Consider the following 14,163-nt stretch of genomic DNA (forward strand, 5'->3'; position numbering starts at 1 on the left):
CGGGACCGGTCGGCCGGCCTCCGCCGCGCCGCCGGCCGGTCGGGGTCAGTCCAGCGTCTGCGTCAGCTCGTGCCGGGTCGCCGTGTGGACGACCCGGCCGCGGGCCCCGTTGACGAGCGGCAGGTACGGCGGCACGTGACCGCACTCCACGTCCGCGATCAGCGGGACGCCCAGCGGTCCCAGCGCGTCCAGCACCGCCTCGTGGTGCGTCAGCGACGGCGCGCCGGGACCCGTCGCGCGGCCGATCAGAACGGCCTCGGCGGCGTCGAAGAACCCGGCGAGCCGCATCCCGTGCAGGGCGCGGCAGACGGTGAACGCGTCGTCGTCGGCGGCCTCCACGTACACGAGCAGCCCCTCCGGGGCGTGGGCGCGGGCGAACGCGGACACGTCCCCGTACGGCGTCCCGGCGAGGTGGCACAGCGTCTCGACGCAGCCGCCGATCAGGCGCCCCTCGACGTCCACGTCGCCGTTGCCGTCCAGCCGCGTCCACGTGCCGGTGCCGTCCAGCGTCAGCATGTCGACGTACGGGTCGGCCGCCCAGTCGTCCCAGCCGGACGTGCGGTGGCGGCCCGGCGGGGTCTGCGTGAAGCGGCCGCCCTCCGGCAGCGCCACCACGTCCAGCCAGGACAGCAGGCCCTCCGGGGTCCGGTAGGGGGTGTCCATGAGGTTGTTGCCGTGGAGCGTGGCCGTGCCGGTGAGCAGGGTGAACGGGGTGAGGAGGGTCGACATGTCGGAGAAGCCGACGAGCCAGGTCGGTTCGGCCGCCCGCAGCCGGCCCCAGTCGAGCAGCGGGAGGAGGTCGATCGCCGTCTCCCCGCCCCACGGCGGCACGACGGCCCGCACGTCCGGGTCGGTCAGCATCGCCGTCAGCTCGGCCGCGCGGTCGGCGGCCGGGGCGCTGACGTGCCCGGAGCCGTCCATGCACGCGCCCACCACGACCTCGTACCCGCGGGCCTCCACCGCGCGGACCGCCACGTCGAGCCGCGCGCGAAGCTCCTCGGGCACTCCGCTCGACGGGGACGTGACGGCGATCCGGTCGCCCGGGCGCAGGGGGCGGGGGTGGCGTATGGGCATGTGCGGGATTCTGGCACGCCGAACGCCCTTGCCGCGCGCGGGAATCGTCCGGGCCGGACACCCCGCCGCCGCGCGGGGAGGGGGCCGCGCGGCGCGCCGGGGGCGGCCGCGGGGCGGGCGGCACCGGCACTTCCGGCCGATGCGACGGGAACCCGCCAGATCCCCGGGACCGGCTTCCGGGGCCGTGCGCGCGCCCGCCGCACCGGGGATGATGGTGGGTCCGGCACGCGGGAGGCCCGGCACGTCGGGGGTCCGGTACGTCGGGGGGTCCGGCACGCCCGGGATCCGGTACGCCCGCGGCTCGGCACGTCCGCAGTCCGGCACGTCCCGCAGTCCAGCACGTCCGCAGTCCAGCACGTTCGGCAAGTCCGGCAGTTCCGTCAGTTGTCCCCCGAGGATGCGATCGGAAAGGCGGGTTCTTTTGCGCAGTGTCGGAGTGGAGGAGGAACTCCTCCTCGTGGACCCGCGATCGGGGGAGCCGCGCGCTCTCTCCGAAGAGGTGCTGGCCGTCGCCGCCAGGCACCACCAGGGGCGGGCCCACGCGTTCACCAAGGAATTGCACGGCCAGCAGCTCGAGTTCGGGACGGAGCCCCGGACCGCCATGGGCGAGGTGGCCGCCGAGATCGAGCGGTGCCGCGCCGACGCCGCGCGGATCGCCGCCGAGGCGGGCGTCGCCGTCGTGGCGCTGGCGACCTCGCCGCTGCCCGCGGGGCCCGCCGTCAGCGAGGGCAGGCGCTACCGGTGGATCCGGGAGCACTACGGGCTGACGGCCCTGGAGCAGATCACCTGCGGCTGCCACGTCCACGTCTCGATCGCGTCCGACGAGGAGGGCGTGGCCGTCCTCGACCGGATCAGGCCCTGGCTGCCGGTGCTGGTCGCGCTCAGCGCCAACTCCCCCTTCTGGCAGGGCAGGGACAGCGAGTACCACAGCTACCGCAGCCGGGTGTGGGGCCGCTGGCCGTCCGTGGGGCCCGCGGAGCTGTTCGGCTCCGCCGACCGCTACCACCGGCAGGTGCGCGAGCTGCTCGCCACGGGCGTCCTCCAGGACGAGGGGATGGTCTACTTCGACGCCCGGCTCTCCCGGCACTACCCGACCGTGGAGATCCGTGCCGCCGACGTCTGCCTGGACGCGTCGACGACCGTCCTCGTCGCGACGCTCGCCCGGGCCCTCGTCGACACGGCCGCCCGGCACTGGCGGGAGGGCCGGCCGCCCGGGGACCACGGGGTCGGGCTGCTGCGGGCCGCCTCCTGGCGGGCCGCCCGGTCCGGGCTGGACGGCGAGCTGGTCCACCCGGACACCATGCGGCCCGCCCCGGCCGGGCAGGTCGTCCAGGCGCTGTTCCGGCACGTCGAGGACGCCCTCGACGGGAACGGCGACCACGACCGCGCCCGCAAGGCCCTCGACGACCTGCTGGGCGGCGGCAACGGCGCCCGCGTCCAGCGCCGGCTGCTGCGGCGGCACGGCACGCTGCAGGCCGTCGTCGCGGAGTGCGTACGTCGTACGCAGGAGGAGGTGCGCTGACGGAGGGGGCGAGAGATACAAGATGAAACATCCTGGTTTGACCGCTTCGCGGCCGGGCAGACGCACCTGCGTGGGGGGAGCGACGACAGCCAGGGAGTAGGCACCATGTCCGCGAAGCGGAAGGCGTCCACCAAGACCCAGCAGGTCAAGGGGACGGTCAAGGAGAACGTGGGCCGCGCGGTCGGGAACGAGAGCATGACCGCCGAGGGCCGTACCGAACGCATGAAGGCCGACCTGCGCGAAGCGGGCAAGAAGGCCAAGGACGCCTTCAAGCGCTGAACCGGCCGCCGGCCCGCGCCGCCCCCGCACGCCGCCGTGCGGGGGCGGCGCGCGTTCCGGGCCCGGCGCCCGTTTGCACCGCGCGCGGGTGCCGGGAAGTGTGACCTGGGCCAGGCTGGATACGCGGAGCAGGCGAAACCGCAGCCGACCGGGAGCCAGCCATGGGAACCGAAGAGACGATGGGCGACGAGGTCTACCAGCCCGACCCCACCGACGATCGCGAGATCCGGGAGGACCACGGGGTCCTGGACGACGAGGACACCCTCTCGGACCGCGCCGCCAACCCGTACGACGAGGGCTACTCGCCCCCGGAGCGCCCCCTCGCCGCCGACGACGTCGGCACCACCGCCCGCGAGCAGCGCGAGGGCGAGTCCCTCGACGGGCGGCTGGCCCGGGAGGTCCCCGACCCCGCCCTGCGCACCGACGACGCCGAGGCGGCCCCCGACGGCATCGGCGACCTGCCCGGCGGCATGGGCGAGCCGTACGACGACCAGGTCGGCCGGGACCGGTCGGGCCGGCTGGTCGGCCCCGACGAGGGCGCCCGCACGGACACCGAGAAGGACGTCGTCGGCCGGGACGTGGGCATCGACGGCGGCGCCGCGTCCGCCGAGGAGGCCGCCGTCCACCTGGTGCCCGAGCCGAGCGAGGAAGGCGAGGGGGACCAGGGGTACGTGGGGGACACGGGGATCGGGGGAGACACCGGGGACGAGCGGAGCGGCTGACCGGCCCCCGGCACCCCACCCCACCGCACACCAGGAAGGGCCCCGCCCCCGTGCAGCCGACGACGCCCCCACCCCCGCCCGACGCGTACCACTCCGAGGTCACCCTGCGGGTGAACGGAACGCCCCGCGCGCTCACCGTCGACCACCGCACCACCCTCCTCGACGCGCTGCGCGAGGGGCTGGGCCTCACCGGCGCCAAGAAGGGGTGCGACCACGGCCAGTGCGGCGCCTGCACCGTCCTCGTCGACGGGCGCCGCGCCAACGCCTGCCTGCTCCTCGCGGTCGCCCTCGACGGCTGCGACATCACCACCGTCGAGGGCGTCGCCAAGGACGGCGGCGACCGGCTCCACCCGCTCCAGCAGGCGTTCCTCGACCGCGACGCCTTCCAGTGCGGCTACTGCACCCCCGGCCAGCTCTGCTCCGCCCTCGGCATGCTCGCCGAGGCTGCCGCCGGCCACCCCTCCCTGGCGACCGACCCGGACGCGCCGCCCGCCCAGGGCGCCGTCCCCCTCACCCCGGACGAGATCCGCGAGCGGATGAGCGGCAACCTCTGCCGCTGCGGCGCCTACCCCCACATCGTCCAGGCCGTCGAGGACGTGATCCGGTGAGACCCTTCGCGTACGTCCGCGCCCGCACGGTCCAGGAGGCGACCGCCGCCCACGCCGCGCACCCCGGCGCCCGCTACCTCGCCGGCGGCACCAACCTCGTCGACCTCATGAAACTCGGCGTCGAGGCCCCCGAGACCCTCGTCGACGTCACGCGCCTGCCGCTCGACGCCGTCGAGGAACTCCCCGACGGCGGGCTGCGCGTCGGCGCCACCGTCCGCAACAGCGACCTCGCCGCGCACCCCCTCGTCCGCGACCGCTACGCCGCCGTGTCCCGCGCCCTCCTCTCCGGCGCCTCCGGCCAGCTCCGCAACACCGCCACCACCGGCGGCAACCTCCTCCAGCGCACCCGCTGCCCCTACTTCCAGGACCTCACCAAGCCCTGCAACAAGCGGGCCCCCGGCAGCGGCTGCGGCGCCCGCGACGGCGTCCACCGCGACCACGCGGTGCTCGGCCACTCGTACCTGTGCATCGCCACCCACCCCTCCGACCTGGCCGTCGCCCTCGCCGCCCTCGACGCCGAGGTGGAACTCCACGGCCCGGACGGCGAACGCACCGTGCCCGTCGCCGACTTCCACCGGCTGCCCGGCGACCACCCCGAACTGGACACCGTCATCCAGCCGGGGGAGCTGATCACCGCCGTCACCCTGCCCGCCGCCACCGCCGGGCTGCCCTCCGCGTACCGCAAGGCCCGCGACCGCGCCTCCTACGCCTTCGCCCTCGTCTCCGTCGCCGCCGTCCTCGACCTCGACGAGCACGGCGCCGTACGCCACCTGGGCCTGGCGTTCGGCGGGCTCGCGCACCGGCCCTGGCGGGCCCGCCGCGCCGAGGCCGCCCTCCTGGGTGCCACCCCCACCGCCGAGAACGTCGCCCGCGCCGTCGCCGCCGAACTGGACGCCGCCGAACCGCTCCGCGACAACGCCTACAAGGTCCCCCTCGCCCACCGGCTCGCCGGAGCCGTCATCGGCGGCCTCGCCGGCACCCACCGCACCTGACCGGAGAACCGGAGAACCGGAGCACCCATGGCCGCCACCCCGCACACCCTCGGCACCCCCGCCGAGCGCATCGAGGGCCGGGACAAGGTCACCGGCGCCGCCCGCTACGCCGCCGAGCACACCCCGCCCGGCTGCGCCCACGCCTGGCCCGTCCCCGCCGGTGTCACCTGCGGCCGCATCACCGGCGTCGACACCTCCGCCGCCCTGGCCCAGCCCGGCGCCCTCGCCGTCCTCACCCCGTTCGACGCGCCCCGCTTCGCCGCCCCGCCCGACGACCCCGAGCTCGACGTGCTCCAGTACGACTCCGTCCCCCACCGCGGCTGGTACGTCGCCCTCGCCGTCGCCGACACCCTGGAGAACGCCCGCGCGGCGGCCGCCGCCGTCCGCGTCACCTGCGCCGACCACGCCGACGAGCCCGAGCCGCACGACGTCGTCCTCGACGAGGACCACCCCGAGGCGTACACCCCGGAGAAGGCCAACGGCGGCTACCCCGCCCACCGCGAACGCGGCGACGCGGCCGCCGCGTTCGCCGCCGCCCCGGTGCGCGTCGACGTCTCCTACCGCGTGCCGCCGCTGCACAACCACCCCATGGAGCCGCACTCCGCGACCGCCCACTTCGCCGGCGGCCGGCTCACCGTGTACGACTCCTGCCAGGGCGGCAACGCCGTCCGCACCGTCCTCGCCTCCCTGTTCGACCTCCCCGAGGACCGCGTCACCGTCGTCGCCGAACACGTCGGCGGCGGCTTCGGCAGCAAGGGCACCCCCCGCCCGCACGTCGTCCTCGCCGCGATGGCCGCGATCCACACCGGCCGCCCCGTCAAACTGGCCCTGCCCCGCCGTCACCTGCCGTCCGTCACCGGGCACCGCGCCCCCACCCTGCACCGGCTGCGCCTCGGCGCCGAACCGGACGGCACCCTCGTCTCCGTCAGCCACGAGGTCACCACCCACACGTCCCGCATCACCGAGTTCGTCGAGCAGGCCGCCGTGCCGGCCCGCGTCATGTACGGGTCGCCGCACAGCCTCACCACCCACCGCGTCGTCCCCCTCGACGTGCCCAGCCCGTCCTGGATGCGCGCCCCCGGCGAGACCCCCGGCATGTACGCCCTGGAGTCCGCCGTGGACGAGCTCGCCGACGCCCTCGGCATGGACCCCGTCGACCTGCGCGTCCTCAACGACCCCGCCACGGAGCCGGACAGCGGCCGCCCCTTCAGCAGCCGCCACCTCGTCGAGTGCCTGCGCGAGGGCGCCCGCCGCTTCGGCTGGCACGACCGCGACCCGCGACCCGCCGCCCGCCGGGAGGGCCCCCTCCTGATCGGCTCCGGCGTCGCCGCCGCCACCTACCCCGCGTACGCGTCGCCGTGCGCCGCCGACGCCACCGCCCACCCCGACGGCACGTACACCGTCCGCGTCAACGCGACCGACATCGGCACCGGCGCCCGCACCGTCCTCGCCCAGATCGCCGCCGCCGCGCTCACCGCGCCCCTGGAGGCGGTGCGCATCCGGATCGGCAGCACCCGCCTCCCGCGCGCGCCGCTCGCCGGCGGCTCCTCCGGCACGGCCTCCTGGGGGTGGGCCGTCCACCGGGCGTGCACCGCCCTGGCCGCCGCCGTCGCCGGGCACGACGGGCCGCTGCCCGGCGGGGGGCTGACGGTCACCGCCGACACGACCGACGAGGTCCGCCGCACACCCCCGTACGCGCGGCACGCCTTCGGCGCCCAGTTCGCCGAGGTGCAGGTCGACACGGTCACCGGCGAGGTGCGCGTCCGGCGCATGCTGGGCGTCTTCGCCGCCGGGCGCATCCTCAACCCGCGCACCGCCCGCTCCCAGCTGATCGGCGGCATGATCATGGGCCTGGGGATGGCGCTGACCGAGCACAGCACCATGGACGCCGCGCACGGCGACTTCACCGAGAGCGACCTCGCCTCCTACCACGTCCCCGCCCACGCCGACGTGCGCGCCGTCGAGGCCCACTGGGTCGAGGAGGACGACGGCCTCCTCAACCCGATGGGCAGCAAGGGCATCGGCGAGATCGGCACCGTCGGCGCGGCCGCCGCCGTCGGCAACGCCGTCCACCACGCCACGGGCGTCCGCTTCCGCGAACTGCCCCTCACCCCCGACCGGGTGCTCCCCGCGCTCCGCCCCGAGGAGGAGCCCGCCCTCTGAACGCGCCCGCGCCGGGGCGGCCCCTCGCGGGACGCCGGGGAGCGCCCGGGCCGGTGCGGCCCCCCGCACGCCCGCGCCGGGGCGGGGGGCACAATGGGGCGCGTCGTCCCGCCCCCGCACCCGCCGAAGCGAGCACCGCCGTGGCCCTCACCTTCCAGCCCGTCCTCGACCGGATCGCGGCCGACATGGCCGCCCGACCGGGCCGGGGCCGGCCGGCGGACTACATCCCCGCGCTCGCCCAGGCCGACACCCGCCGCTTCGGCATGGCCGTCGCGGAGCTCGACGGCACGGTCTACGGGGTGGGGGACTGGCGGCAGCCGTTCTCCGCGCAGTCCATCACCAAGGCGTTCACCCTCGCCCTCGCCCTCTCCCTGGAGGGCGAGGCGCTGTGGGAGCACGTGGGGCGCGAGCCGTCCGGCAACCCGTTCAACTCGCTCGTCCAGCTGGAGTACGAGAACGGCATCCCCCGCAACCCGTTCGTCAACGCGGGCGCCCTCGTCGTCACCGACCGGCTGCACACCCTGACCGGCGACGCGTCCGGCGCGCTCCGCGCGTTCCTGCGCGCCGAGAGCGGCAACGCGGGGCTGGACTTCGACGGGGAGGTGGCCGCCTCCGAGGCCGCGCACGGCGACCGCAACGCCGCCCTGGCGTACTTCATGGCCTCCTACGGCAACGTCGGCAACCCCGTCCCGGACCTCCTGGAGCAGTACTTCCGCCAGTGCTCCCTGGAGGCGTCGTGCGCGGACCTCGCCCTCGCCGCCGGGTTCCTGGCCCGGCACGGCGTCCGCGCCGACGGCTCGTCGCTGCTCACCCGCAGCCAGGCCAAGCAGGTCAACGCCGTGATGCTGACCTGCGGCACGTACGACGCGGCCGGCGACTTCGCGTACCGGGTCGGGCTGCCCGGCAAGAGCGGCGTGGGGGGCGGCATCGTCGCCGTCGTCCCCGGCCGCTGCACGCTGTGCGTGTGGAGCCCGGGACTGGACGAGCGCGGCAACTCCGTCGCCGGGGTCGCCGCGCTCGACCGCTTCACGACCCTGACGGGCCTGTCCGTGTTCTGAGCGCGCCGGGCCACCAGGACACCGGCCCGATGTCCCGCACCAGCGCCGGCACGAGCAGCGACCGGACGACCAGGGTGTCGAGGAGCACGCCGAAGGCGACGATGAACGCGATCTGCAACAGGAACGCCAGCGGGATCACCGCGAGCGCGGCGAAGGTCGCCGCGAGCACCACGCCCGCCGACGTGATGACCCCGCCGGTCGCGGTGAGCCCGCGCAGCACGCCCTGCCGCGTGCCGTGGTGGAGCGTCTCCTCCCGGACCCGCGACATCAGGAAGATGTTGTAGTCGACGCCGAGCGCGACCAGGAACACGAACCCGTACAGCGGGACCGAGGCGTCCGTGCCGCTGAAGCCGAGCAGCTGCTCGAAGACCAGCGCCGAGACGCCCAGGGTGGCCAGGAAGTTCAGCCCGACCGTCGCCACCAGCAGCACCGGCAGGAGCAGCGAGCGCAGCAGCCCCACCAGGATCAGCAGGATGATCACGAGGACGACGGGGACGATGACGGCGCGGTCCCGCTCGGCGGTGCGCTGGGTGTCGTACTGCTGCGCCGTGTAGCCGCCCACCAGGGCGTGCGCGTCCGGTACGGCGTGGACGGCGGTCCGCAGCCGGGCCAGCGCCGCCTTCGCGGCGTCGCTGTCGGGCGCGGCCTCCAGGGTGGCGTTGAGCTGGACCCGTCCCCCGACGACCAGGGGCCGGCCGCCGGGCCGGCCGCCCGCGGCGACCGGTACGACCGAGTCGACGCCCTCGGTGCCCTCGGCCGCCTCGGTCACCGCGGGCAGCGCACCGGCGTCCGCCACGATGACGGCGGGGTTGCCCGAGCCGCCGGGGAAGTGCTCGGCGAGCACCTTCCCCGCGGTGACGGACGGCGCGTCGTCGACGAAGATCTCGTCCAGGGGCACGCCCTTCGCGGTGAGCGTCGGCGAGAACGCCGCGCACGCCAGCAGCACGGCGAGCGTCCCCGCCCACACCTTGCGCGGGGCGCGGTCGACGAGGGCGGCCACCCTCCTCCACACGCCGTGCCCGGCGCCCGAGGCGGACGGCTTCGGGGTGGCCGGCCAGTACGCCGACCGGCCCAGCAGCACCAGTACGGCGGGCAGGAAGGTCAGCGAGCCCAGGACGGCGCAGACGATGCCGATGGCCCCGACCGGTCCCAGCGCCCGGTTGTTGGTCAGGTCGCTGAGCAGCAGGGCGAGCAGCCCCAGGGCGACCGTGGCGGCGCTCGCCCCGATCGGCCCGTACGACTGGCGGACCGCCGCGCGCATCGCGGTGCGGCGGTCCTCGTGCAGGACCAGCTCCTCCCGGAACCGGGCGGCCAGCAGCAGCGCGTAGTCGGTGGCGGCCCCGATGACCAGGATGAACAGGATGCCCTGCACCTGGCCGTCGACCCGCACCACGTCCGCGTCGGCCAGGAAGTACACCACCGCGCACGCCAGGGCCAGGGCGAACACCGCGCACAGGATGACCACGAGCGGCAGCAGCACGCTCCGGTACACCAGCAGCAGGATCAGCAGCACGGCCGCGAGGGCGACGCCCAGCAGCAGCCCGTCGATCCCGGCGAACGCGTCACTCAGGTCCGCCTGGGTCGCCGCGGGGCCGGCCAGCAGGCTCCGGGTGCCGGGCACCTCGTCGGCGGCGGCCCGGACCCGGTCGAGGACGGCGGGCAGCTCGTCCTCCAGGTCGGGGGCGAGCCGGAGCGCGCCCTGCAGCGCCTCGCCGTCCTCGGACGGCAGCGCGGGGGAGGGGGTGCCGACCACGCCGGGCGCGCCGGCCAGGGAGGCGAGCGCCCGCGACGCGGCCTGCCGCCCGGCCGGGTCCAGGGGGCCGCCGCCGTCCGCGGTCCACACCACGATCAGGGGCAGCGACTCCTCCTGGCGGAAGGCCCGCTGGGCCTCCAGGACGCGGGTCGACTCGGCGTCCTCGGGGAGGAACGCCGCCTGGTCGTTGGTGGCGACCTCGCCCAGTTTGCCGGCGTACGGGCCGAGACCGCCTCCGACGGCCAGCCAGACGGCGATGAGCAGGGCGGGCAAGAGCCGCCGGGCGACGACCGGGAAGGCGGACATGGTTCTCCTGCGGAAAGGGGGCGGGGATCCGGCTACTGTCTCAACGGAAAACTATCTTAATGATTGAGATACAAGGGCGCCGGGGGGCCCGGTACCCCGAAAGCACCGTCTACCGCCGCGGCGGGCTCTCCAAACCCAGCTCCTCGTTCAGCGCCGTCAGGAACCGCAGCACCACCTGGAGCTCCTCCGGCGAGAACCGCGCGGTGGCGCCCTCGGCCGCCGCCGCCAGAGGACGGAAGAACGCGCGCGCGGCCGCCCGCGCCCCCGGCTCGTAGTGCAGGTGGACCACCCGCCGGTCGGTGCTCTCACGGGACCTGCGGATGTGCCCGGCGCGCTCCAGCCGGTCCACGCACGCGGTCACCGCCCCCGAGGTCAGCCCCAGGTGCTCGCGCAGCCGCCCCGGCGTCATGGGCCCCTCGGAGTCAAGGATCGCGGCCAGCGCCTGCACGTCCGTCGGGTGCAGGCCCTGGCTCGCCGCGAAGCCGTGCACCAGCCGGTTCACCTCGCCGTTCATCCGGCGCAGCTGCACGGCGAACGCCTGGAGGTCCGCCGGGGGCAACCGCTCACCCCCCGTCCCCTCGCCCGTTCCCGCGCCCGTCCCGTCGTCGTCCCTGGTCACCACCTGGTCAGCCTATAGAAACCCGCTCCCCCCGCATCCGAGGGCACCGGACGGGCGGAAACCCTCCGGGCGGTCCACGGTGGAGACAGCACCCCGAACGACGGAGGCACCCATGACGGAGCGCAGCGACCCGCCCCCGGCCCCGGACCGGTCCGGGCGGACCTCCCCGACCGCGCCGCTCTGCCTGGTCACCGGCGCCACCGGCTACATCGGCGGACGCCTCGTCCCCGCGCTCCTCGATGCCGGGTACCGCGTCCGCTGCTTCGCCCGCACCCCCGGCAAGCTCCGCGACCACCCCTGGGCGGACCGCGTCGACGTCGTCCGCGGCGACGTCACCGACGAGGCGTCGGTGCGCGACGCGATGCGCGGCGCCGACGTCGCGTACTACCTCGTGCACGCCCTCGGCACCGGGTCCGGCTTCGAGGACACCGACCGGCGGGCCGCCACCGTCTTCGCCCGGCAGGCGCGCGCCGCCGGCGTGCGCCGCCTCGTCTACCTCGGCGGCCTCACCCCCGCCGGCGTGCCCGAGCGGCGGCTCTCCCCGCACCTGCGGTCCCGCGCCGAGGTCGGGCACATCCTCCTGAAGTCCGGCGTCCCCACCACCGTGCTCCGCGCCGCCGTCATCCTCGGCTCCGGTTCCGCGTCCTTCGAGATGCTCCGCTACCTCACCGAGCGCCTGCCCCTCATGATCACCCCGCGGTGGCTGCGCACCCGCATCCAGCCGATCGCCGTCCGCGACGTGCTGCGCTACCTCGTCGGCAGCGCGGAGATGCCCCCCGACGTCAGCCGCGCCTTCGACATCGGCGGCCCCGACGTCCTCACCTACCGCGACCTGATGGCACGCTACGCCGTCGTGGCCGGGCTGCCCCGGCGGCTCATCCTGCCCGTGCCGCTGCTCACGCCGCGCCTGTCCGGCCTGTGGGTCGGGCTCGTCACCCCCGTACCGGCGTCCATCGCCCGGCCCCTCGCCGACTCGCTGCGCCACGAGGTGGTGTGCCGCGAGCACGACATCGCCCGCTACGTCCCCGACCCGCCCGGCGCCCCCCTCGGCTGCGACGAGGCCCTCGCGCTCGCCCTGCGCCGCGTCCGCGAGGCCCGCGTCACCACCCGCTGGTCCTCCGCCTCCGTGCCCGGCGCGCCCAGCGACCCCCTGCCGACCGACCCCGACTGGGCGGGCGGCAGCCTCTACACCGACGAGCGGGAGCAGCTCGTCGACACCACGCCCGAGCAGCTGTGGCGGGTCATCGAGGGCGTCGGCGGCGACAACGGCTGGTACTCCTTCCCCCTCGCCTGGGCGGTGCGCGGCTGGCTCGACCGGCTCGCCGGCGGGGTCGGGCTGCGCCGCGGCCGGCGCGACGCCGCCCGCCTGCGCGCCGGCGACTCCCTCGACTTCTGGCGCGTCGAGGAGATCCAGCACGGCCGGCTGCTGCGGCTGCGCGCGGAGATGCGCCTGCCCGGCCTGGCCTGGCTGGAGATGTACGCCGACCGCGACGAGCGGGGCCGCACCCGCTACCGGCAGCGCGCCCTGTTCCACCCGCGCGGGCTGCTCGGCCACGCGTACTGGTGGAGCGTCGCCCCCTTCCACGCCGTCGTGTTCGGCGGCATGGCCCGCAACATCACCAAGGCCGCCGAGAAGGACACCGCCGCCACCGCCCCGGAGGCGGCGCGGTGACCACGGCCGTCGTCCTGTTCACCGCCGACCTCCGGCTGCACGACCACCCCCCGCTGCGGGCCGCCCTGCGCGCGCACGAGGCGGTCGTCCCGCTCTTCGTCCGCGACGAGGCCGTCACCGCCGCCGGGTTCGCCGCGCCCAACCGCACCGCGTTCCTCGCCGACTGCCTCCGCGACCTCGACGCGGGCCTGCGCCGGCGCGGCGGACGGCTGGTCGTCCGCTCCGGGCGCGTCACCGACGCCGTGTGCGCCGTCGCCGCCGAGGCCGGCGCCGTCGAGGTCCACATGGCCGCCGACCACAGCGGCTACGCCCAGCGCCGCGAGGACCGGCTGCGCACCGCCCTGGAGGCCCAGCGGCGGGCGCTGCGCGTGCACGACGCGGTCGGCACCGTCGTGCCCCCGGGCGCGGTCGCCCCGCAGGGCTCCTCCCACTACGCCGTCTTCGGCGCGTACCACCGCAGGTGGTCCGCCGAGCGGACGCGGGAGCCGCTCGCCGCGCCCCGCGCCGTGACCGTGCCGGACGACGTGCGCTCCGAGGAGCCGCCCACCCGGCGCGGCGAGGCCGGGGTGTCGCCCGGTCTCGCCCCCGGCGGCGAGACCGAGGGCCGCCGCAGGCTCACGGCGTGGCTGCGGGGGCCCCTCGACGCGTACGCCGGGCTCCACGACGACCTGGCGGCCGACGCCACCTCCCGCCTCTCCCCGTACCTCCACTTCGGCGCGGTCTCCGCCACCGAGGTCGCCCACCGCGCCCGCGCGCGGGGCGGGCCCGGCGCCGAGGCGTTCGTACGGCAGCTGTGCTGGCGCGACTTCCACCGCCAGCTGCTCGCCGCCCGGCCCGCCGCCGCCCACGACGACTACCGCACCCGCCACGACCGCTGGCGCTCCGGCCCCGCGGCGGCCGCCGACGTGGAGGCGTGGAAGGACGGCCGCACCGGCTACCCGCTCGTCGACGCCGCGATGCGCCAGCTCGCCCACGAGGGGTGGATGCACAACCGGGGCCGGCTGGTCACCGCGAGTTTCCTCGCCAAGACCCTCTACGTCGACTGGCGCGTCGGGGCCCGGCACTTCCTGGAGCTCCTGGCCGACGGCGACCTCCCCAACAACCAGCTCAACTGGCAGTGGGTGGCCGGCACCGGCACCGACACCCGCCCCAACCGGGTCCTCAACCCGGTCCTGCAGGGCCGCCGCTACGACCCCCGCGGCGACTACGTCCGGCGCTGGGTCCCCGAACTCGCGGGCGTCGGGGGCCCGGCCGTGCACGAGCCGTGGAGGCCGGCCGTCCGCGACCGGATCGGCGACGGCTACCCGCCGCCGATCGTGGCGCTGCCCGAGGCCCTCGCCCGCTTCCGGGCGGCCCGCGGCCTGTGACGGACGCGCGGTGCCGCCCGGGCCCGCC

Annotated in this window: 12 protein-coding genes; 9 read left to right on the forward strand and 3 right to left on the reverse strand. The window is 76.2% G+C overall.

From position 1 onward, the window contains the following. Positions 1–45: 45 nt before the first annotated feature. Positions 46–1,074: a S66 family peptidase gene (locus tag IE106_RS09375; RefSeq protein WP_189531858.1), complete on the reverse strand. Its 1,029-nt coding sequence runs from the start codon at positions 1,072–1,074 to the stop codon at positions 46–48. A 421-nt stretch (positions 1,075–1,495) separates the two neighbouring features. Between IE106_RS09375 and IE106_RS09380 the strand changes: the two genes are divergently transcribed. The 7 genes from IE106_RS09380 to IE106_RS09410 all read left to right on the forward strand — a co-directional run bounded on the left by IE106_RS09380 (position 1,496) and on the right by IE106_RS09410 (position 8,418). Continuing rightward, positions 1,496–2,596: a glutamate--cysteine ligase gene (locus tag IE106_RS09380; protein WP_229840202.1), complete on the forward strand. Its 1,101-nt coding sequence runs from the start codon at positions 1,496–1,498 to the stop codon at positions 2,594–2,596. Between the two features lie 105 nt (positions 2,597–2,701). Beyond that, positions 2,702–2,875, forward strand: coding sequence for a CsbD family protein (locus IE106_RS09385; RefSeq protein WP_189531861.1), 174 nt, complete (start codon positions 2,702–2,704; stop codon positions 2,873–2,875). A gap of 161 nt (positions 2,876–3,036) precedes the next feature. Continuing rightward, complete coding sequence (locus IE106_RS09390) at positions 3,037–3,597, forward strand: DUF5709 domain-containing protein (protein ID WP_189531863.1); 561 nt, start codon at positions 3,037–3,039, stop codon at positions 3,595–3,597. 50 nt (positions 3,598–3,647) lie between these two features. Continuing rightward, positions 3,648–4,205 carry a (2Fe-2S)-binding protein gene (locus IE106_RS09395; RefSeq protein ID WP_189531865.1) on the forward strand — a complete coding sequence of 186 codons (558 nt, stop codon included), beginning with the start codon at positions 3,648–3,650 and terminating at the stop codon, positions 4,203–4,205. Beyond that, positions 4,202–5,197, forward strand: a complete 996-nt coding sequence (locus IE106_RS09400; protein WP_189531867.1) for an FAD binding domain-containing protein — start codon at positions 4,202–4,204, stop codon at positions 5,195–5,197. The genes IE106_RS09395 and IE106_RS09400 overlap by 4 nt, the downstream gene beginning before the upstream one ends. A 27-nt stretch (positions 5,198–5,224) precedes the next feature. Next, entirely contained in the window at positions 5,225–7,360 is a 2,136-nt protein-coding gene (locus tag IE106_RS09405) for a xanthine dehydrogenase family protein molybdopterin-binding subunit (RefSeq protein ID WP_189531869.1), read from the forward strand. A 185-nt stretch (positions 7,361–7,545) separates the two neighbouring features. Then, positions 7,546–8,418: a glutaminase gene (locus IE106_RS09410; protein WP_229840242.1), complete on the forward strand. Its 873-nt coding sequence runs from the start codon at positions 7,546–7,548 to the stop codon at positions 8,416–8,418. On the opposite strand, the gene IE106_RS09415 is transcribed toward IE106_RS09410, so the two are convergent. Both IE106_RS09415 and IE106_RS09420 read right to left on the reverse strand, forming a co-directional pair. After that, positions 8,387–10,477 (reverse strand): MMPL family transporter, encoded by a 2,091-nt coding sequence (locus IE106_RS09415; protein WP_189531873.1) that lies wholly within the window; start codon positions 10,475–10,477, stop codon positions 8,387–8,389. The genes IE106_RS09410 and IE106_RS09415 overlap by 32 nt on opposite strands. A 109-nt stretch (positions 10,478–10,586) precedes the next feature. Further along, positions 10,587–11,036, reverse strand: a complete 450-nt coding sequence (locus tag IE106_RS09420; protein WP_229840244.1) for a MarR family winged helix-turn-helix transcriptional regulator — start codon at positions 11,034–11,036, stop codon at positions 10,587–10,589. A gap of 172 nt (positions 11,037–11,208) precedes the next feature. On the opposite strand from IE106_RS09420, the gene IE106_RS09425 reads away from it, so the two are divergent. Together IE106_RS09425 and IE106_RS09430 are read left to right on the forward strand one after the other, a co-directional pair. Then, positions 11,209–12,768, forward strand: a complete 1,560-nt coding sequence (locus IE106_RS09425) for an SDR family oxidoreductase (RefSeq protein WP_189531875.1) — start codon at positions 11,209–11,211, stop codon at positions 12,766–12,768. Beyond that, positions 12,765–14,135 (forward strand): cryptochrome/photolyase family protein, encoded by a 1,371-nt coding sequence (locus IE106_RS09430; protein ID WP_189531877.1) that lies wholly within the window; start codon positions 12,765–12,767, stop codon positions 14,133–14,135. Before IE106_RS09425 ends, IE106_RS09430 begins: the two co-directional genes overlap by 4 nt. Positions 14,136–14,163 lie beyond the last annotated feature (28 nt).

This window comes from Streptomyces roseolilacinus (assembly GCF_014649335.1).
Taxonomy (GTDB): Bacteria; Actinomycetota; Actinomycetes; order Streptomycetales; family Streptomycetaceae; genus Streptomyces; species Streptomyces roseolilacinus.